Annotated in this window: 12 protein-coding genes; 5 read left to right on the top strand and 7 right to left on the bottom strand. The window is 59.9% G+C overall.

All coding sequences use genetic code 11. From position 1 onward, the window contains the following. Positions 1–13 precede the first annotated feature (13 nt). Positions 14–3,634, bottom strand: a complete 3,621-nt coding sequence (mobF, locus tag BEP01S_RS07375) for a MobF family relaxase (RefSeq protein ID WP_062241881.1) — start codon at positions 3,632–3,634, stop codon at positions 14–16. Between the two features lie 1,150 nt (positions 3,635–4,784). Here mobF and BEP01S_RS16785 point away from each other — a divergent pair. Next, on the top strand, positions 4,785–4,949 hold the full coding sequence (locus BEP01S_RS16785) for a hypothetical protein (protein WP_157070536.1): 165 nt from the start codon (positions 4,785–4,787) through the stop codon (positions 4,947–4,949). A gap of 187 nt (positions 4,950–5,136) precedes the next feature. On the opposite strand, the gene BEP01S_RS07365 is transcribed toward BEP01S_RS16785, so the two are convergent. The 4 genes from BEP01S_RS07365 to ychF all read right to left on the bottom strand — a co-directional run bounded on the left by BEP01S_RS07365 (position 5,137) and on the right by ychF (position 13,577). Continuing rightward, on the bottom strand, positions 5,137–7,716 hold the full coding sequence (locus BEP01S_RS07365; protein ID WP_062241877.1) for a DEAD/DEAH box helicase: 2,580 nt from the start codon (positions 7,714–7,716) through the stop codon (positions 5,137–5,139). Between the two features lie 2 nt (positions 7,717–7,718). Then, positions 7,719–9,839: a site-specific DNA-methyltransferase gene (locus BEP01S_RS07360; protein ID WP_062241875.1), complete on the bottom strand. Its 2,121-nt coding sequence runs from the start codon at positions 9,837–9,839 to the stop codon at positions 7,719–7,721. Between the two features lie 202 nt (positions 9,840–10,041). Next, the gene (locus BEP01S_RS07355; protein ID WP_167348266.1) at positions 10,042–12,273 is read right to left on the bottom strand and encodes an AAA family ATPase; all 2,232 of its coding nucleotides are present in this window, start codon (positions 12,271–12,273) and stop codon (positions 10,042–10,044) included. A 218-nt stretch (positions 12,274–12,491) separates the two neighbouring features. Next, complete coding sequence (gene ychF / locus BEP01S_RS07350; RefSeq protein WP_062242292.1) at positions 12,492–13,577, bottom strand: redox-regulated ATPase YchF; 1,086 nt, start codon at positions 13,575–13,577, stop codon at positions 12,492–12,494. A 72-nt stretch (positions 13,578–13,649) separates the two neighbouring features. On the opposite strand from ychF, the gene BEP01S_RS07345 reads away from it, so the two are divergent. Further along, positions 13,650–14,846 carry a DNA recombination protein RmuC gene (locus BEP01S_RS07345; protein WP_062241871.1) on the top strand — a complete coding sequence of 399 codons (1,197 nt, stop codon included), beginning with the start codon at positions 13,650–13,652 and terminating at the stop codon, positions 14,844–14,846. Positions 14,847–14,871: 25 nt separating this feature from the next. Here the strand turns inward: BEP01S_RS07345 and BEP01S_RS07340 are convergent, their stop codons facing one another. Beyond that, a complete protein-coding gene (locus BEP01S_RS07340) occupies positions 14,872–15,888 on the bottom strand; it encodes a 4-hydroxy-3-methylbut-2-enyl diphosphate reductase (RefSeq protein ID WP_062241869.1) in 1,017 nt (338 codons plus the stop codon). Positions 15,889–15,979: 91 nt separating this feature from the next. On the opposite strand from BEP01S_RS07340, the gene xseA reads away from it, so the two are divergent. After that, complete coding sequence (gene xseA, locus BEP01S_RS07335; protein WP_083532616.1) at positions 15,980–17,287, top strand: exodeoxyribonuclease VII large subunit; 1,308 nt, start codon at positions 15,980–15,982, stop codon at positions 17,285–17,287. A gap of 52 nt (positions 17,288–17,339) precedes the next feature. Next, complete coding sequence (locus tag BEP01S_RS07330) at positions 17,340–17,579, top strand: exodeoxyribonuclease VII small subunit (protein WP_039210387.1); 240 nt, start codon at positions 17,340–17,342, stop codon at positions 17,577–17,579. 38 nt (positions 17,580–17,617) lie between these two features. Here BEP01S_RS07330 and BEP01S_RS07325 read toward each other — a convergent pair whose 3' ends face one another. Then, positions 17,618–18,187 carry a DUF4245 domain-containing protein gene (locus BEP01S_RS07325; RefSeq protein ID WP_235355103.1) on the bottom strand — a complete coding sequence of 190 codons (570 nt, stop codon included), beginning with the start codon at positions 18,185–18,187 and terminating at the stop codon, positions 17,618–17,620. A 198-nt stretch (positions 18,188–18,385) separates the two neighbouring features. Between BEP01S_RS07325 and glpX the strand changes: the two genes are divergently transcribed. Then, a complete protein-coding gene (gene glpX, locus BEP01S_RS07320; protein WP_039210383.1) occupies positions 18,386–19,510 on the top strand; it encodes a class II fructose-bisphosphatase in 1,125 nt (374 codons plus the stop codon). The last annotated feature ends 57 nt before the right edge of the window (positions 19,511–19,567 follow it).

The following is a 19,567-nucleotide window of genomic DNA, read 5'->3' as shown; positions in this document are numbered from 1 at the left end:
CCACCTGACAGCATTACGCGGCCATTGACACGCCACGACGTGCCTTCATTCGCTCAGCCGCCAGGTCTTGCTGCACCGTACGGCGCTCATTCCTACGCGCCTGCCGCTCAGCCATCTCTCGGCGTGCCTCCGCTGCGCGCTGCTCACGAACCAGATCTTCCAGCTCACTGCGGTCTGCCGACGGGAAGCGCTTAGACGCGGACGCAAGCTCTTCCTCAGAGATTGGCTTGTTTATCGTCTGCAGCATCGACGAGGAGTCGGAACGGTGCATTGACGTAGCCAGAGAATCGAGACCTTCCTCGCGTTTGCCGCCGACAATCAAGACCCGGTTCTCGTCGCGACCTCGTGTCATGCTGGGGTACACCATGTGCCGGTCGGCGAACTCCGACTCGGTGTCGTGTACGTACAGTGCCCTATCGACGGTTGCGCCCTGTGCTTTGTGGGACGTGCTCGTATAGCCGAGAGCGAGCATCCCCTTGTCCAGTTCTTTCTGGCTCAGGTTGCGGGTGAACTTCTTTCCTCGCTCGTCAGTCACTTCGATCTTCACGCCGCCCTTAGGTCCGACGCGCACGACCTCGCCCGTCATGCCGTTCCGGAGCCCCTTCTTCGACATGTTCTCGCGGACCATCACAGGCTCGCCAACCTGTACTTCCTGAGACAGCTGCTCGTCCAGACGCAGAACAGCCTTTCGAGCGTCCTCAGTCATTCGCTCGTCGGCTGGATCGGCGATGCGCCGCTGCTGGATCTCCGCGGCAACATCCGCCTGCATACGCTTGGTGGGAGTCAGAACGAGGCTGGTTTCGTCCTCATTGGCTTGCTGGTCCATGTACCAATCTGCAGCCTGCTCAGACGCAAGACTAAGGTCAGGTCGAGCCATGGAGGCGGAGACTTTGCCGTCCTTGATCGCCTGTTCCACATGCTCTTCACCGACGTGGTCGATGCGGCCCTCGTCGTCGTACTTGTTCACCAGGCCGAGTGCTTGCTCGTGAACTTCCTCGGACGTTTCGTCGTACTCAAGACTGCGCATTTCGAGCTGCGCGTTGCGCTCCCATTCGGCCTTCGCACGGCGGGTCTCAGCGAGCTCCACAGGTTCGATGGCATCCACCATTTCGCGGTAGCCATTTGCACGCCCGATGCCCGCGAGCTGCGCGCTGTCGCCGACAGTCACCACCTGGATGTTGTCGCGCTCCTCGGCGTACTCGACCAAGCGACCAAGCGTCTCGTTGTTCGACATGGCTGCCTCGTCGACGATGAAGAGTTGTGGCTTCTCATCGTCGATCTTGGCGTACGCGTTGGGGTTCCTTTCCGTCTGCTCAATGAGCTTCTGGCGCTGCGCGTATGCGGTTTGGCGTACGCCGCCAGCTCCTACGAACTCGGCTGCTTTGTCGACGTTCTCAACGATGTCGCGCTTGGCCTTGAGCTTCTGGGCTTCATCCATATCTGGCAGGTCTTCAGCCCACTCATTCATTGCCTTCTCGGCTCTCTCGCGATCCCGTTCTGAGCTTGCCTCGCGCATCCATGCCTTGATCTCGAAGAACTCTTCCGCCTGTTCATCGCTCAGGCCTTGGGCCCAGTAGCCGGCTTCGAAGGCACCCTTCGCGCCGACTTCCTCCGAACGCATGGTTGCCTTCGTCAGGCTCATTCCACGGTCCGCGCCGATCTCAGCAGCCAGCTCTGCAGCGAGGTCCGCCTTGGTTGAGAGGACTGTCACCGACATCCCTTGCTGCGTCCGTGCGTGCTCACTGATCAAGCCCAGGACCCAGCTCTTGCCGGAACCTGCAGGACCCTCTGTCATCGTTAGGCGCTGCCCGGTCAGGTACGCGGCGAAGAGTTGCTCTTGATCCTCACTGAGGTTGTAGCTCTCCGCCATTTGCGCCGCCTCATTGAGGTCGACCTCTTCATCGACACGGACCTTCTCGGCTTCCATCTTCTTGCCGCGCTCAACCATCTGCTTGACCTCTTGGACGACCTCCTCGGTGGTGAACCGTTTCGTCTTGTCGACCCAGATGTCGCTGAGATCCTGCTGCAGCTTGTCGCCAATGACCAGTGCCCTGGACTCGAGGTAGCGGCCAATGGTGCTCTTGAGTTCCTCGTCGTCGAGGCCCTCCGGCGCGAGATGGATTGCCGCTGCCCAAGCTTCCTTTGCGGAGAAGCTCGCCGCGTCACGCGTCAGAACCTCGGACAGCTGCTCGTGGAATTTCTGCTCCTCGTCTGCGCTCCACTGCGGTTGTTCCACCGTCTGCTCATGACTCTTCTGAGCCTTCTGGGCCGCCTTGAGCAATGCGTCGCCGTCAGGCGAATCGGGGTCCTGAGACCAACGCTCACGCGCGGAAACCTCCGACTCCTCAGCCTTAGTGCTGCGTGTAGCCAGAGCGGCAGCGGCAGGGGTCGTTCCTGATTCCAACCAGCTCTTGTAGATCTCAGCGCGGCGCTCCTGATCCGGGGTGAGGATCTGGTCGCGCTCCTTTGCTGCGTAGGCATCTTCGTACAGCTGACGAGATCCACCCATGACTTTCTCTAGCCGCTCACGCTCCCGCGTGCGCTCCTCCAAAGACTCGTTGATCTGCTGCCGACGCTTGCTGTACTTCTCGATCAGGCTCGGGTCGATGCCAGGAACAACGCTCAGCTTCCCCTGTTCATCGGGGACCAACCCGACCTGAATGCGTTGCTTCATGTTTTCGGAAAGCGTGCGGCGGTACACCGCGTCCAGAGCAGCCGAGCCGCCATAGAGCACGGGCATTTCCAAAGCGGACTGCCGTCCATCTTCGGCCGCGACATATGCCGAGACGACCGTGTGGCTATGCAGCTGAGGGTCGCCCTCACGAGAGGTCATCTCGGTGATTCGGACGACGTCGGTGAACGTCCCCGCCTGTCGCTCAATCTCGCCGTCAACTCGGCGCCGAGCTACCACATGGCCGTTGTCCTCAGCCCACTTGAGGGTCCTGGCGACTGCGTCGTTGTGAGCTTCGATGACTGCTTCAGCGGTCGACTCATCACCGAATGCCGCAAGCAAGGAGACTCCCTTCGGGGCGGAGAAGGTGAGGTCTGCGCCCGTGACGTCCGCCTTCTTTCGATCCTCGACCGCCCACGCCTTCTGCACAAACTCTGCGGCCACCCCTTCGAGTACTTCACCCGTCTCTGGGTGCACACCTTCCCGCAACGCAGTGATCGATTTCGCGTCGAGTTCGCCCTCGAACCCGGCTAGTCGCGCTGCCTTCTTGATCGTCTGTACACGCGGATCATCGAGCCGCTTACCGTCGGCTCCCTCCCCCATCAAGAGCTTCTCGACGTCCTCCTGCTTGACCTCCTGGCCGACGCGTGAGCCCCGGATCCATTCCCGTCGATCGTCACCTTCGAGTGCCTTCGGCCCGTAGTAACTTGCGGTTCCTTCGACACGACTCTTGCGGATCAATTCCCTCTCCTTGGCCTCGGCCTGATCGGGATCTGCGCCCTCCGCTCGTGCGACATCGCGAGCGATCTTGACGCGCGCCGCCACGATGAGCTCTTCAGGACTAAGGTCCTGGTTTTCGGGTTCAGCTGCCATTTCCTTGGCCAGCTCCCCCGCCTTCTTGGCGTAGTACTCAGCAAGGCCTCGTGCGTCGCCGGCCTTGATTGCTTGGATTGATGTAGACACGTTGCTCCTCCTAGATGCTTCTCCTCTGACACCGTGCCGAGGAGTTGTCTCGTCAGACACCGTGGAGGCGCATTTGGCACACACAAGCCGGGCACGGGAGCATCTTGCGGAGCAAGTGATAGCGTGTGTATAAAATAAAGGGTAGTAATGAGTGTTTAGTTGAATAGGTAGTTTGAGTAGATGTTGAAGGGGTGTATTTAAGTAAATAGGGGAGTAGGGAATGAGTTATTTGGAGTGTGTAGATTAAGTGTTTATGTAGAGAATGAGTGATTATTTAGGAGTGTATTGAAATGGAATGTATGTAAGATAATGAAGTAGTTGTAGAGGTTAGATTAGGTTTAGTATGTGGACTGCTGTTAGTTGTGCAGCAGTGAGTCACATGGACTCGACCAAGTAGGTAGAGAGTCAGTGACTGCATTGGGTGCGGACTAGCTACGCATTTGCAGCCAGCCGAAACTTGCCGCCGCGGGGACTATTCCTGCTGGCGGCATTTGCTGTTTTCTAGACGCGTGCACAACCGAGCGCCGCGGCACGATGACGCAACAACATCAGCGTGCTCAACAAGGCACAGCGAACTCAGGCCTGAAGTCTTGGGGAGTGTGCGACTCAAACACCACGTAACGTGGACACGCTCGCGTCATTGTCGACGTGCGCGCTCGAGCTTCATGTTGCGAGGGTGTCTACCGTTCTGACGAGTTGCACTTGTGTGGAGCGCAGCAACGGTAGAAGACAGACAACCAGGAGGAGCCAGCCATGTATCGAAACGTACTCATTGATCAGAACGACCACGCTGCACTGAAGGCAGTCGCCGAGCGGAACCATGAACGGTTCTGCGACGTTCAGGAGCGTGCCGTCGCACGGTTCGTCGACAAGTACGCTCATGCACGGGATGACCTGCTTGTGTCTGCGATTCACGCTGAGGTGCGTGAACCTGCGTGGCAGGGCTGGTTCGTGCCGTCTGGTACGTGGTCTGGGTTTACACGACTGCGCACATGGTCAGGGCTGCCCACCGGAGTGCTACTGCAGGAAGCCGTACGTCTAGAGCTCATGCACGAAGGAGCTCTCGGCAACATCGACGTTCAGCTTGTGTCCGCGTAAACGCCGGCACGGTAGACAGTGCAAGCAATCACCGACTGAAGGACAGACCACCATGTCACTAGAGATCAAACCCCTCACACGTGCAGAGACTGAGCAGATGCTCGAGGACTTCAACCGCAGCGATCGAGTCTCCGTGCTGAAGCGCACTAACGGTCACCTGGCGTTCGAGGAGACCCAGCGCCCATTGACAATGGAAGACTTCGAGCCCACTGACTGACAGCTCTCAGTCCCGCGACGATCGGTGCCACTACATGTGGCACCTTTTGCGTTTCAGCGAATACGGCATTCACACACGACCTGTACGTGACTACGCTGATGCAGATCATCACGCTGGTGTACTCCGACTGGTGACCCAGCAAGAGACGTCACAGAGACTTATGCGTCACTTCCCCTACGCACGATGATCAGTCGTCATACCGCTCGCGAACGGTTGGCTGCGCCAACGTCTTCAGATCAGCCCACGAGTCAGCTTGCTGCACATCCGACTCGTATGCGATCAGGTAGCCCCACGTAGTGTCTTCGAAATCCGGCTCGCTGATGAGCTGGTTGACGAGGTCTTCAGCTGCTTCCCGCTTCTTCGCCACCACTTCGTCATCGCGTCCGCTGTCCGCTTTGCCCTCGATGATCCAATAGACGTCGTCTGTGTCGAGCGCAACGAAATCTGGATAGTAGTTGTCTCGAGTCGTGTACGCGATGGACGCGCCTTCACGTCGATACAGACGCTTCCACCACTTGATGTCGCTGGAGTAGTTCAGCATCGTGGCCAAGAGGTACTCGCCGCTCCACGAGTCGAAGGATGCGACAGGAAACAGTCCCTTCCCCCAGTCACCGTAGTACTTGTACGCCTGGAACTTCTGCCGCTCATTTTCATTGAGCAAGTCCAGCACCTCTTCGCCGACAGGGAGGGTGAACGTCCCGTCGATAGGCAACTCAATGGGGTGAACAGTAGTCTCGGTCTGAGTCTTACGCTGGTGCTCTGTGACCTTCTCGATGATCAACCGCTCGAGCTCTGTAACGGCCGACTCCTTTGCCTTCTCAGTCCAAGCTGAGAATGAGACGCCCTTCATGAACTGGGGAATGATTCGGTTCTTCAGCTGAGCGACGTTCGCCTTGCTCTGCGTCACTTGCTGTAGCCCAACCACACGCCGAGTCAGCTCTTTGACAACGCTGTCCTTGTCGACTTCCTCGCTGGCCACCTTGGCGTCCTCAATACGCTCGGCCTTGATCGCGTTGTCGTCTTTGGAAGCTACTAGCTTCTTTCGATGCAGGACTTCACCCGAATCAGTTACTCGTTTCGCAGCTTCATTCACGTCTTCATTGCGGAGCTTGATGAGCTGGTACGGCTCCGTCGCCTTCTCCATCGAGGATGAAGGGAACAAGAAGGTAGTTCCTGCGTATGCTGGATTGATCTCAACGACGACAGGAGTCGGAGCGTCGACAATTTCAATCTCTTCGTCGTCTTCGAGCTCGTGCGCTTGAACCGTCGGTTCAGCACCTGCCACCTCGTCTTCGGGTTGAGCATCCTCATCAGCATGGAGTCGCACCGGCTGGGTGGTCGCACTGTCCGGCTGCCCCTGCAACGGATCTCCCACCTGCGAATCATCACCGGCCGCACCGGATGCCAAAGGCCGCTCGGTACCCCCAGCAAGCAAAAGGTCGGCTCCCGTTAGGTCCTCCTCCGCTGCCCCGTCCAACCCGAACGTCTGCAGAATGTCCTCATCGTTGAGAAGCTCCTCGAACGATGTGTGCGCGAGAATATCGAGCTGATCAATCGTTGCGATACCTGTCCGCTTTCCGAAGGGCAACCGGAGTCCACGCCCCATCGTCTGCTGGGTAAGGACGTCTGAGGCCATTGCGCGAAGCGTGCACATCACAGCAATCCGCTTGGTGTCCCAGCCTTCCTTCAGCTTGTCCACCGAGACCACGACTCGGACGCGCGAGTTCTGTGTGTCCAGCTCGTCGAGGTGCTTGCGAGACAGCTCATCGTCGTGTTCGTTGTCGACCTGTAGAACGGCTTCGTCACTATTGCAATAACCAGGACCGCGCAGCAGTTCGGCTGTTGCGGTCGCGTCTTCCACGTTGGCACACACCACGAACAGTGCTGGCTTCGTCCTCAGACCTTCGGGGTTGGCCTGAACATAGGACTCGTAGGCAGCTTCTTTATTCCGCAGTAGAGAGAGTGCGTCGCGTAGCTGGCGAGCGTCCGCTCGGTCTCCCTTGTACCCCGACTTCCGGTATACGAGCACTGGCGACTTCACGTGACCGTCGCTAATAGCTTGGTAGAGCGGGTAGTGGTAGATGACATTGTCTTGTTCGGTTGCCGAAGCGGTCAGACCAATCGTTGCTGCCGGCTTGAGGTCCTTCAGCGCCTGGTTGAAAGCCTTCGCAGACGAGCCATAAAGATGCGACTCGTCAGCGATGACGATCAGGTCGTCGAGCTCAGTCAGGTATTCGTAGAGCTCCCCGGCGTCTTCCTGGAATTTACGGATCTTCGTTCGAGTCGCTTCGGCGGTACCGGTCTTGGACTTTGCAGTCTTCTTGGGTGCGACGAGCTGGTGCACGTTGAAGATGAAGACCATCGACGGGTCTGCGGCATCATGCCGAGCCAGAGCTGTTCGACGCATACGCCATTCGTCGTACGCCTGCGGGCTCACGACCGACGGCGCCACGTCAAACCCATGGACGTATCGTCGCGTGCCCTCCCTGAAGTTCTGGACTGTTTTGTCTTGAACGACGAGGGACGGCGTAACGATCATAATGTTCCTCAACCCTTGCCGGCGGAAGTACTCCACGGCAGCGGCCATGAGGTAGGTCTTCCCCGACCCGGTCGCCATATCCAGAACCATTGGCGTCTGCGGGTCAAAGGTGCCAGTAAGGTTGAAGATCAGTTGACGAAGGCCCTCTTTGTTCTGAGGACGCAGATCGAACTCAAGAGCTATCTGGTCGATGATGCTCTGATCGAGCGAGATGGGCAGCGCATTCACAATCAGTTCATCTCCTTCGAGCTGATGCGGAACAGGCCCCCGGGCACGTGAACAGCGCGGCAGCCCTTCCCAGTTCGTGCCAGATACCTCTGGACCCCGTCTTCAATCTCGGTAGCGGCGATAGTGAGACCTTCGCCATCAGGCAGTTGCGCGATCAGATCCGCGGCCTTCTCTTCGTCGAGTCGACCTTCAACAACAACCAATCGCATGGAGTTGCGGACCCCGTGGAAGTGACGGTGGTCTGGCGTCAGGCGGAACCCTAGGTTGGCAGCCACTGATCTGATGAGAACGCCGCCAGTCGCAGCCTCTTTCAGCATCACAAGACCGAGGTCGGGGTCATAGTCGAAGCACGTTGGTGAAAGCCGCGCCACAGTGAAACCGCCCCCACCGCGCCAGTTAATGGTGGCCTTAGTCTTACGTGTCTTTGCTAGCGCCTTCAGTGCCCTGATGTCTTTCGATGCGCGTAAGCTGGCCTTCAGCCCGCGGGCGGTGTCAGTTGCGTCCTGATCGTCAGTCTCGGCGTCATCGGTGCCTGTCTCGTCAGACTGATCCTCAGAACCGGTGTCGGCCCCGTCTTCATTCTCGTCCTGGGGACCGTCCTCGCGATCCTTAAGAAGCTTGGCCAGAACCTGAGTGAAGCGGAATGCCTCATCCGGGGTCATATCTTCGGGAAGACCTTCCAAGCTTGCGTTCGCTCGCTCTCCCTCAGTTTTCGTGACTCCCCCGTCGTCCTGTCCCTTGACGACCTTCTCGAGCCGCGGCTGGATGAAGTCTTTCAAGGTGCTGTCGATCAACTCGCAAGTCACCCACCGACGACCCATCTTGTGCGCTACCGCTGCAGTCGTACCAGACCCTGCGAAGACGTCAAGGACGATGTCCCCCGGTTCAGTAGCAATCTGGATGACTCGTTCGAGTAGTCGTTCAGGCTTCGGCGTCGAAAACGCCTTCTTTCCGGGGAAGAGCCTCTTGATTTCCGATTTCGCTTCCCGGTTGTGCCCAACTTCCTCGTTCCGCCACAGGGTGCGCGGGTTGGTGCCCTCGGATGGTATGTACGACTTTCGTCCAAGACCGCCCGTAGATCGGATGAGGATCTTCGGAAGGTTGGGCTTCTTCCTGCGATCTTCAATCATCGCCTGTGCTTTAGCCAGCGGTACGTCTAGGACAATGGCGCAGACATCATCGGAGGCTTTCTCTACAGGTACACCCTCGTTCTCAGCTCTCCACTTCGCGTCATGGAGGTTCTTGTACTTGTATGGCGCCCACTTGTTGAGTTCTTCGAAATACGTCTTCTGCGACAGTCGCCAGCTTGACCCAGCTGGAGGACGCATGAGGTCACCCGTCAGTGGGTTCTGGATGGCGTAACACATGCCGCCTGACCCGTCGCCCTTATTGGCAGTCGGGTTGTCGTCCCACCATGGGCCGAGTGGGTCATCGTCAGGGTTGGTGAAGCGGGCGTTGTCTGCCTCGGTGCGCGGCATCTTGTTCAGAACTGCTTTGGATGACTTGCGGTAGACGATGATGTTGTCGTGATCGTCGGAGAATCCGTCTCCTCGCCGCGGGGAGTCAGCCTTCTCCCATACGACCTCCGCAAGGAAGTTCTCCGCGCCAAAGACCTCGTCCATGACCAGCCGCATCCGATGGTTCTCGGTGTCGTTGAGGTGGACCCAGATCGTTCCCTCATCAGCGAGGAGTCGCTGCATGTGAACCAGGCGGTCCCTCATCATGGTGAGCCAGACGGAGTGCTCGAGGTTGTCCTCGTACTGGTCGAAGGTCTTGGATGTATTGAAGGGCGGGTCGATGTATATGCACTTGATCTGTCCGCGATACTTCTCTCGCAGTTCGGGAACGTGCATCAGTGCTTCAAGGACGTCACCGGACTCCCCCAAGATGAGCAAGTTATCGTCAGTCGGCGTGAAGTCAGCTCGTTCCGAATAAGCCCTCTTCGGATCCTTCGGAGCCTGCGTGCCGGTGACCACCTGATCGACGTTGATGGTGTGGACCTCGCAGTAGCGAGGATCGCGAGGGTCGATCCAGTCGTAGTCGTAGCGCCCGTTCTCAACGGGGATCAGCGCCAGCTCCTTGTTGGGCCATGTCAGCTCCAACAGCTGCTTCTTCTGTGTCACTGTCAATCTCCTTCGAACGAACGCTCGCCCGTGGCGTCCGTCAAAACTACATGCTGCTGTGAATGTTGGGCTTCAGAGCACCCCTCCGCGCGGCTACAAGAGTGCCGCTATACGACTTTTCGCAGTAGCACGAATTAGGCTTGTCACCCGGGGCGTAGACCTTGAAGACGACCTCTCCACTACCCACCTCACTCATCGAAAACTATACGCGAACATGAGCCGCGCCTTTAGATTCATCGATTCCCATCATCATCTTGTAATGGGCATCATGCCCGGAGTTGACAAAGACATGTTTAAACACATCAAGATATATATCCTGAGTCGTGACGCTTGGTGAGTAGTGAAGATTTTCGAACACTCCATGGGATCCCTCATTGACCCAGTTGAACAAAGATCGCAACACTGGCCGCTCGGCTGGCTCTAGATACTGCACGATCTCGTCCTCCCAGATACCACCAGCGATTCGGAAGTAGTTCTCGAGGATTCTGCGAAGGATATTCTCAAGACCGATGACACTCATCTCTTCGCCCTGTGAGGCGCGTCGGACTTCGGACCAGAGCCGTTCGTACTCGGTACTGATGGGGTTTTTGGCGTGCGTCTCAACGACGTTTCCGTCGGTGAGACTCTTCCTGATTACGTGGTAGCAGCGACCGGCCCCCTCATCCTTATGTCTAAGTTGAGTTATTTCCTTATGGAAGTACACATTGTGTGTCAGAACGATCACTTGCGCCAGGTGGTCGGACTTAGATAGGGCCCGGTTGATCAGGTCGCGAACCAGAGCGCTGACGATGAAAAGCACATCGCTATCGAGGCTGGAGATCGGGTCGTCGATCACCGCCAGAATCTTTGCCGAGGCATTCTCACGCGAGTTGAGTCGGAAGTAGTAGTAGAGGAAAGCAATGAACGTCCGTTCCCCCTCGCTCAGGGAGTGCTCATCAAGGGGAACTCCGTCCCGAGCCAGCATGTATCCGTCATGAAGCTCGGTGGAATTGACGATGTGGAATGAAGTGAAGCCAGACCTTTCGAGAAGACCATTGATCTCATCAATCACTGGTTGTGATGATTCGACCGACTGCTGGAGATCGCGCACCTCGTCATCAAGTTTGACGATTGCCGTCGATGCTTCCTTCATCTTCTGCGCTGTGGTTTCGACACCCTTCTGCAGACCTACGGATCTCTTCCAGTATGCGGCCAGCTCGTCACGGAGGAGCACGTCGGCCAAGTAGATCCAGCAGTCCTCAGCCAGTTTGGGCTTCGCATCTCTCTGAGACTCGACCAGCCTGTTATGAGCATCGATCTTGGCGTTGGCCTCGCGGATAACAGCGTTCAGGGCCTCCACTGGTGAACTAGACGTAGACACATCCACCGACTCTGACGGCGCACCCAGCTTCTGCTCGAGCAGCCTCTCGTTTGCGCTGACGGTGCTCTCCAACGACCCGAGTGCCTTCTGGTACGCCGCTTCGTCCAAGTAGTTGGTGGATTCCGCGCTCCAGCTTGCTATACCCGCTCTAATGGACAGAACCCACGACGAGTATGCCGTAGACAGCTGCTTCAGCTTCTCAAGCTGTTTTGTATACCGGTCGTCAAACATCTCCTCCAACTGCTTTGCCAGGTCTTTGGGTGCCTTCTGCTGACAAAACGGGCAACGCCCATCCGCACCATGGAGATACTGGCGTCCGGTCTGGATCCAGTCTTCGTTACCGAGCTTCTCCACAAGCTCGCTGAGCGATACCTCGGAACTGCCTACGACCTTTTGGTCCAGGAGCACGAAGCCGTCCTCGTCACTCCACTGGAAGTCTTCAAGCTCAGCAAGTCGGGCCCGGGTGGTAGCCCCGGTGTCGAATACCGCAGCGGCGTCGGCGAGAAGGTCGTCGAGCTTGGGGAGGGTTTCATCCTTACTCGGCGTATCTCGTTCGAGGAGCCGCATCACGAGCATGTCCTTGTTACGATCCACTCCCCGATGTCCGGTAAACGCAGGCAACAAGGCTACGTGTTCGTCGACTAGAGCACGGTATTTGTGCCACGCTGCATTCCTGAATGACTCTTTAGCGTCACGCTGGCGCTCTTGCGCAGCCTCGTGGCTGGTTTGCATTCGCCCATACAGACCTACGGCCAGGTCGCGTTCGCCTCCGGGCTTTTGGATCTGCTCGAGTCGTTTCTGCGCGTCGACATTGCTCTCGCCAAGCACAAAGACACCGGGCATCCGGTCAGATTCTCGCAATATCTGGTCCACAAGGTCTCTGTTGTAGACCTGTACCGCCAGCTCCGTACCGTCGTGCCACTGCGGCTTCAACTGCAGGGAACCGTAGCCAGCGAATGCTCGGCTGATCGTCGTCTTCCCCGACCCGTTTGGACCGTAGAAGAAGCTTGCGGGTCTCAGGCCGGTGACCGTTAGCGGAGTGCGCCCGAAGCACGTGCCGCCAGTGATCGTCATTTCCCGTAGCATCAGTGCGCCACCTCCATCGGTCGGCGTACCTCGTGGCTAGCGAGTGTGGCAGTGCCGTGCAGCTGAAGGTACGGACCGGCATAGTCCTTGGCCGACACGGCCATGATCCCTCGCTCCAAGCCCCCTCCTGAGGTGCTACAAAAGTGCTACCAGCCCGCGTGTCGCTACGTGGTTTTGTAGCACAGTTTAGGCTTCTGACCTGGGGTTTAAACGTTGAACCGGAACTCGACCACGTCCCCATCGACCATGATGTAGTCCTTGCCTTCCATCCGGACCTTGCCGGCGGACTTCGCGGCAGCCATCGAACCGTTCGCGTCGAGATCCTCGAACGACACGATTTCGGCCTTGATGAAGCCCTTCTGGAAGTCGGTATGGATGACTCCGGCCGCCTCGGGGGCGGTGGCGCCCTTCGGAATCGTCCACGCACGGGATTCCTTGGGACCGGCAGTCAGGTAGGTCTGCAGCCCGAGGGTGTCGAAGCCGACACGGGCGAGCTGGTCGAGCCCGCTCTCCTCCTGACCGGTCGATTCGAGCATCTCCCGGGCTTCCTCTTCGTCGAGCTCGGCGAGTTCGGACTCGAACTTCGCGTCGAGGAAAATCGCTTCAACGGGCGCCACAAGGGCGCGCATCTCGTTCTTCTTGTCTTCATCGGCGAGCACTTCGTCGTCGACGTTGAACACGTAGAGGAAGGGCTTGACCGTCATCAGCTGCAGCTCGCGCAGCGCACTGACATCGAAATTGTCGGCCTGCATCGCCTGGTAGAGCGTCTTTCCGCCTTCGAGGATCTCGGTGGCGGCGTCGATCGCGTTCAGCTGCTCGGCAGGAGCACGCTTGCCCTTGACTTCCTTCTCGATCCGCGGCCGTGCCTTCTCCAATGTCTGGAGATCGGCGAGGATGAGTTCGGTGTTGATCGTGTCGATGTCATCGGCGGGGCTGATCTTGCCGTCGACGTGGACGACATCGTCGTCGACGAATCCGCGGATGACCTGGCAGATGGCGTCGGCTTCGCGGATGTTGGCCAGGAACTGGTTGCCCAGACCTTCGCCCTCGGAGGCACCTCGCACGATTCCGGCGATATCGACGAAGTCGACGGTGGCGTTGAGGATGCGTTCGGAGGAGAAGATCTCCGCCAGTCGCGTGAGGCGCCCGTCCGGCAGAGGGACCACGCCCACGTTCGGTTCGATCGTCGCGAAGGGATAGTTCGCCGCGAGAACTTGGTTCTTGGTCAGTGCGTTAAACATGGTCGACTTGCCGACGTTGGGCAGTCCCACGATTCCAATTGTCAAAGCCACGGTATCCAAGTCTAGCCGTCGCCGAGGTGGTCCTCGAATTCTCGTGTCAGTGCCCTCTGTCACCCTGGAACCATGAATGCTTTCCCCGCTGCCGCAGTCATCATCGGCTTCATCGTGGCGATCGTCCTCGCCGCCGCGCTCGGTTTCCTTCTCGGGCGTTCCCTCACACGGTCGCGCTACCTCGAGAGACTCACTCGCGCAGAAACCACGTCGCGAATCATGTCCCAGCGCACAGAAGATCTCGAGGCCGATGCGCAGATGGCCGGTGAGATCACTGCGGCCATCGGACCGTTGGCCGCGAGCGTGAAGAACCTGCAGGAGAATCTGCACTCACAGGACCGTACGCAGATCGAACAGATCACCCGACTGAATTCCCAGATCGGGCACCTCAGCCAGCAGAACCTCCGCCTCCAGGAATCCACGGGGTCCCTGGCCAACGCACTGAACTCGACGACCCACCGCGGAGACTGGGGCGAAGTCCAGCTCAAACGCATCGTCGAATATGCCGGTCTCCTCCCCCACGTCGACTTCGACACACAGGTCAGTGCGGACCGCGACGGCAAGCGTCACCGCCCCGATATGGTCGTCCATCTGCCCGGCGGAGGCACGATCGTCATCGATGCGAAGACCCCGCTGTCGGCACGGATGAAGGGGGATTCCACCGAAGCACCCGGTTCGGGCACAGATGGACACGATCATGCTCGGGCGCTGCTGCGACATGTCGATGCTCTCGCGTCGAAGGAGTATTGGAAGGCATTCGACTCCTCCCCGGACTTCGTCGTCTGCTTCGTTCCGACCGACGGGCTGCTCTCAGCCGCTGCGGCGAGCTACCCGAAGATGATCGACCATGCCCTGGGCAAGAACGTCGTCCTCGCCTCACCGGCGACTCTTCTGGTGCTGCTGAAGACCGTGGCACTTAATTGGCGGCAGGCCGATATGTCCACTTCGGCGGCCGAAGTGCTGCGGCTGGGCACGGAACTCTACGAACGCATCGGCACGCTGGTGACTCATGTGTCACGGATGGGTGCCAGCTTGGACCGGTCGGTCGAGGACTACAACCGGTTCGTCTCGTCCTTGGAATCCCGGTTCCTCGTCACGGCCAGGAAGTTCCCATCGACCGGGATCGTCGCCGACGAACTCGATGCCGTGGCCGAACTCGATAGTCGTGCTCGTGGGATCAGCGCGGAAGAGCTCAGTCGGCCGCGGGCCATGGACTTCGATGATCGCGGACCGACTCATCTCCGTGATCGCCAAACAGGGACGAGCTGAGGGTGATCAGCCACCGCGGAGCTGTTCAGCCGAGCTTTCTGAGTTCTTTCGGCAAGGAGAAGATGAGGTCCTCTTCGGCGGTGACGACTTCTTCAACCGTGTCGAAACCGTAGTCGGCCAGCAGCTGCAGCACGTCTTGGACGAGGTTCTCGGGCACGCTCGCCCCGGAGGTGACCCCTACGGTGGCGACGTCGTGGAACCACGTCTCGTCGACCTCTCGGGCGAAGTCGACCCGGTGAGCAGTCTTCGCTCCGTACTCGAGGGCGACCTCAACGAGGCGGACGGAGTTCGAGGAGTTCGCCGACCCGACGACGATGACGAGATCGGCTTCAGGTCCGATCTTCTTCACTGCGACCTGCCGATTCTGTGTGGCGTAGCAGATGTCGTCGGTGGGCGGATTCTGCAGATGTGGGAAACGCTCACGCAGGATCTCGACGGTCTCCATGGTCTCGTCCACGCTCAACGTCGTCTGGGAGATCCACACCAGCTTCTCGGCATCAGGCACCTCGACGGTGCGAGCCTCTTCAGGATTCTGCACCAGAGTGATGTGGTCCGGTGCCTCTCCCATGGTGCCTTCGACCTCTTCGTGTCCGGCATGGCCGACGAGGAGGATGTGGAAACCGTCCCGAGCGAATCGGATGGCCTCTTTGTGGACTTTGGTCACCAGCGGACAGGTCGCGTCGATCGTCGAAAGCGAACGCTCAGCGGCCTCGGCGTGCACGGCCGGTGAGACTCCATGAGCGGAGAACACGACTCGAGCACCTTCTGGGACCTCATCGGTGTCAGCGACGAAGACGGCTCCGCGTTCGGTCAGGGTCTCGACGACGTGTCGATTGTGCACGATCTCCTTGCGGACATAGATCGGTGCGCCGTAGTGCTCGAGGGCACGCTCGACGGCGATGACGGCTCGGTCGACGCCGGCACAGTAGCCGCGCGGCGCGGCCAGCAGCACCCTCTTGTCAGCATTGACCGGAGTGCGGATCTCGCCAGGTGCCAGACGCCGGCGCGGAATGGTCGGGGCAGGTACTGAAACGACAGTCACCCGTTCAGTCTAAGCCGGAGGTAACGACCGCGGCCAGGAATGGGCTGTGTCAGTGCCGTTCGTTAGGCTTGGGATTCGGAAGGGGACTTAAATGGCGCAAAGAATTTCCGGCACTCCCGGCACGCTCGGCGAATCCGTCGAGCCGAAGGAGCTCGCAGCCACTGCAGCCGAGACCACGGCGGAGAATCCGTGGCCGCTGAGTCTGCTGTCGTCGAAGATGAAGTCCTATATCGACCGCATGTCGAGCGTGTGGATCGAAGGGCAGGTCGTCGAGCTCAACCATCGCGGCAAGGCCAGCTATCTGACGCTGCGCGACACCGATGTCGAGATGTCCCTTCCGGTCCAGATCTGGAAGAACGTCCTTGAGCGCACCGGGGCACCCCTGACCGAGGGAAGCCATGTCGTCGCCAACCTCAAAGCCGACTTCTGGACGAAGACCGGCCGATTGACGATGCGTGCCAACGACATCCGTGCCGTCGGCCTCGGCGAACTCCTCGCCCGCCTCGAGCGCCTGAAGAAGCAGCTGGGAGCCGAGGGGCTCTTCGATCCCAGCCGGAAGCTGCGCCTGCCGTTCCTGCCGAACCGGATCGGACTGATCACCGGACGAGACTCTGATGCGCAGAAGGACGTCATGCGCAATGTGCACCTGCGCTGGCCCGCCGCCGAATTCGAAGTCCGCAACTGTGCCGTCCAAGGCCCGGATGCCGTGCCGGGAGTGATGAAGAACCTCGCCGAACTCGACGCGGACCCGCAGATCGATATCATCGTCATCGCCCGCGGCGGCGGCAGCATGGAAGACCTTCTCCCGTTCTCCAACGAAGCGCTCGTCCGTGCCGTCTCTGCAGCCCAGACTCCAGTGGTCTCGGCGATCGGGCACGAAGCTGACCGGCCCATCCTCGACGAGGTCGCTGACATGCGGGCGTCAACGCCCACGGATGCTGCGAAACGGATCGTGCCGGATGTCGCCGAAGAAGGCATGAATCTGCTGCGTGCCCGCGCCGAACTCGAGGCTGCCGTCAATCGCATCCTCGACCGCGAGCAGGAGATGCTCACCGCTGTGCGTTCACGGCCGGTGCTCGCCGAACCGCAGACGATGATCACCGCGCACGAGAACGAACTGGCGATGATCCGCCGCCGCAGCCTGCAGGCAACGAACGCGTCGGTCATCCAGGCCCAGAACGAGATCCATCATCTCCGCTCCCAGGCCCGGTCCCTCTCTCCCCTGCGGACGTTGGAACGCGGCTACGCAGTGGTGCAGACCGATGAGGGCCAGGCCGTCCGCAATGCCGGCGAGGTCACCGCCGGTGACACTGTCCACGTACGGGTCGCTCACGGCCGATTCGATGCTGCGATCACCGAAGTCACTCCGGAGGCGGACGACTCGACGACCGGCGAATGACAACAGCTCCACACTCTGACCACGTTCCACACACTCTGCGAAGGAGACACCGATGACCGAACCGACCACCCAGCAGGACCAGCCCGATATCAGCACGCTCAGCTATGAGCAGGCACGCGAAGAACTCGTCATGACCGTCAAGCGCCTGGAGACCGGCAATCTGCCGCTGGAAGAATCACTGCGGCTGTGGGAACGCGGCGAAGCTCTGGCCGACCGGTGCCAGTCATGGCTCGATGGGGCACGGGAGCGCCTCGACAAGGCTCGCGAGGAGACCTCGGAAGACACCGAGTAAGCTCCGGGGCAGCCGAAGCTCAGCCGGACCGGCCGAAGTCACTTGAGCTGGGCGGCTACCTGATCGGCGAAGGTGTTGACGGTATCCGGCGCAGCGGTGGCGGTCAGGACGACATACATATCGCCCTTGTGCGTGACCCAGTATTCCTTCGCCTCTTCTGTGCGATAGATCTGGAAGTCGGCACCGCCGACGGTCACCTTCTCTGCGGCAACTGCCTCATCGGTCTTCCGCTTCGCCCAGTTCTCGCTTGCTTCCGCCTGTTCGATGCTCACCCACTGGTCATCGGGGCCGATGAACGACATGTACCACGAGGTGAATTCGGAGTCGCCCACCCGATCGAGGGTGGCCTCATTCGAGGTCCATCCGCGCGGGATCTGCGGAACGATGAGGTCGAACTCGGCATTGCCCTGGGACTGCTCGGCGATTCCCTGGTAGTCGACGACGCGCTCGGAGTCGACTTCGGGTTGCGGGGCGAGGAACAGGATCCCGACGGCGACCGCCAGGCAGGCGAGGATCGCGATGATCATATTGACCCAGTTCGAGTTCTTGCGCAGGAAGCGCATCTCTTCGCGGGACCCCGGGAGCATCACTCCGGACTCGTCAGCCATGGACTCTCCCTTGGGACTCTGCGTCGCCTCGTCGACGACCGTTCGAGTACCCGTCTCGTCAGCAGCATTTCGGACATTCACACCGCCATTGTCCTCGGCTCGCGCGCGAAGGGCCAATTCCCACTCAAGGACGTGACTGCGGCCACAAGCGGACACCGCTGTCGCGACCCGGATCACAGGGGTGGCACAATTGGAGGCATGAGTGACTCCAAAGAGCCTGTTGACGTGAAATCTCACCATGACCGCGGACGAGTTGATGAGGAGGCTCCACCTGTCGCAGTGACCGACGCTTGGTCACAGAAGGCTCAGGTCGAGTCGGATGCGCCCGACCGCAACTTGGCGTTGGAACTCGTTCGAGTCACCGAAGCCGCTGCCATCGCCGCCGCCCCCTGGGTCGGCCGCGGCGACAAGAACGCAGCCGACGGAGCAGCCGTGGCAGCGATGCGCAATGTCATCTCCACCGTCCGCATGGCCGGCACCGTCGTCATCGGCGAAGGTGAGAAGGACGAAGCTCCGATGCTCTTCAACGGCGAGCAGGTCGGTGACGGCGGCGGACCGCACTGCGATGTCGCAGTCGACCCGATCGACGGCACCCGGCTGACCGCACTGGGCATGCCCAACGCGATCTCGGTCATGGCTGTGACCGAAGACGGTGCGATGTACGACCCCTCCGCTGTGTTCTACATGGAGAAGCTCGTCACCGGCCCCGATGCCGCCGACGCCGTCGACCTGCGTCTGCCGATCGACGAGAACATCCGCCGCGTGGCCAAGGCGAAGGGAACGAAGGATCCCGCCTCGGTGACAGTGATGATCCTCGACCGTCCCCGCCACCAGCAGATGATCGATGAGATCCGCGCTGCAGGTGCCCGCATCCAGCTCATCACCGATGGCGACGTCGCCGGAGCCATCGCCGCCTGCCGTCCCGGAACCGGCGTCGACATGCTCATGGGCATCGGCGGCACACCGGAGGGCATCATCACCGCTTGCGCCATCAAGGCTCTCGGCGGAGTCATCCAGGGCCGTCTGTGGCCGCAGGACGACACCGAACGCGAAGCCGCAGCCAAGGCCGGCCTCGACATCAATCAGGTGCTCAACACCGATGACCTCGTCACCGGTGACAACAGCTACTTCGTCGCCACGGGCATCACGAACGGCGACCTGCTCGACGGAGTGAAGTTCCAGGGCGGCCACGTCACCACACACTCGCTGGTCATGCGGTCGAAGTCGGGGACCGTCCGGCAGGTCTTCGCCGAGCACCAGGCCGCGAAGACCCACTCCTACGTGGAGGCCGCCGAAGAAGCCGCACGCCGCGGATTGGTCTGACCTCCAATCGCACCCGGTCCCGGGCGCGATGCACACAACTCGGAAGCAGGTGCGAAA

Source organism: Brevibacterium epidermidis NBRC 14811 (genome assembly GCF_001570805.1).
Lineage (GTDB): Bacteria > Actinomycetota > Actinomycetes > Actinomycetales > Brevibacteriaceae > Brevibacterium > Brevibacterium epidermidis.
Note: the sequence above shows the minus strand (reverse complement) of the source record. Positions and strands in the feature narration are given on the sequence as shown.

What these genes read in the sequence shown, in the direction of transcription:
- BEP01S_RS16785 (WP_157070536.1), top strand. Translation starts at nt 4,785, where the DNA reads ATGTCACTAGAGATCAAACCCCTCACACGTGCAGAGACTGAGCAGATG.
- BEP01S_RS07355 (WP_167348266.1), bottom strand. Translation starts at nt 12,273, where the DNA reads ATGACGATCACTGGCGGCACGTGCTTCGGGCGCACTCCGCTAACGGTC.
- BEP01S_RS07345 (WP_062241871.1), top strand. Translation starts at nt 13,650, where the DNA reads ATGAATGCTTTCCCCGCTGCCGCAGTCATCATCGGCTTCATCGTGGCG.
- xseA (WP_083532616.1), top strand. Translation starts at nt 15,980, where the DNA reads ATGGCGCAAAGAATTTCCGGCACTCCCGGCACGCTCGGCGAATCCGTC.
- BEP01S_RS07330 (WP_039210387.1), top strand. Translation starts at nt 17,340, where the DNA reads ATGACCGAACCGACCACCCAGCAGGACCAGCCCGATATCAGCACGCTC.
- BEP01S_RS07325 (WP_235355103.1), bottom strand. Translation starts at nt 18,187, where the DNA reads ATGGCTGACGAGTCCGGAGTGATGCTCCCGGGGTCCCGCGAAGAGATG.
- glpX (WP_039210383.1), top strand. Translation starts at nt 18,386, where the DNA reads ATGAGTGACTCCAAAGAGCCTGTTGACGTGAAATCTCACCATGACCGC.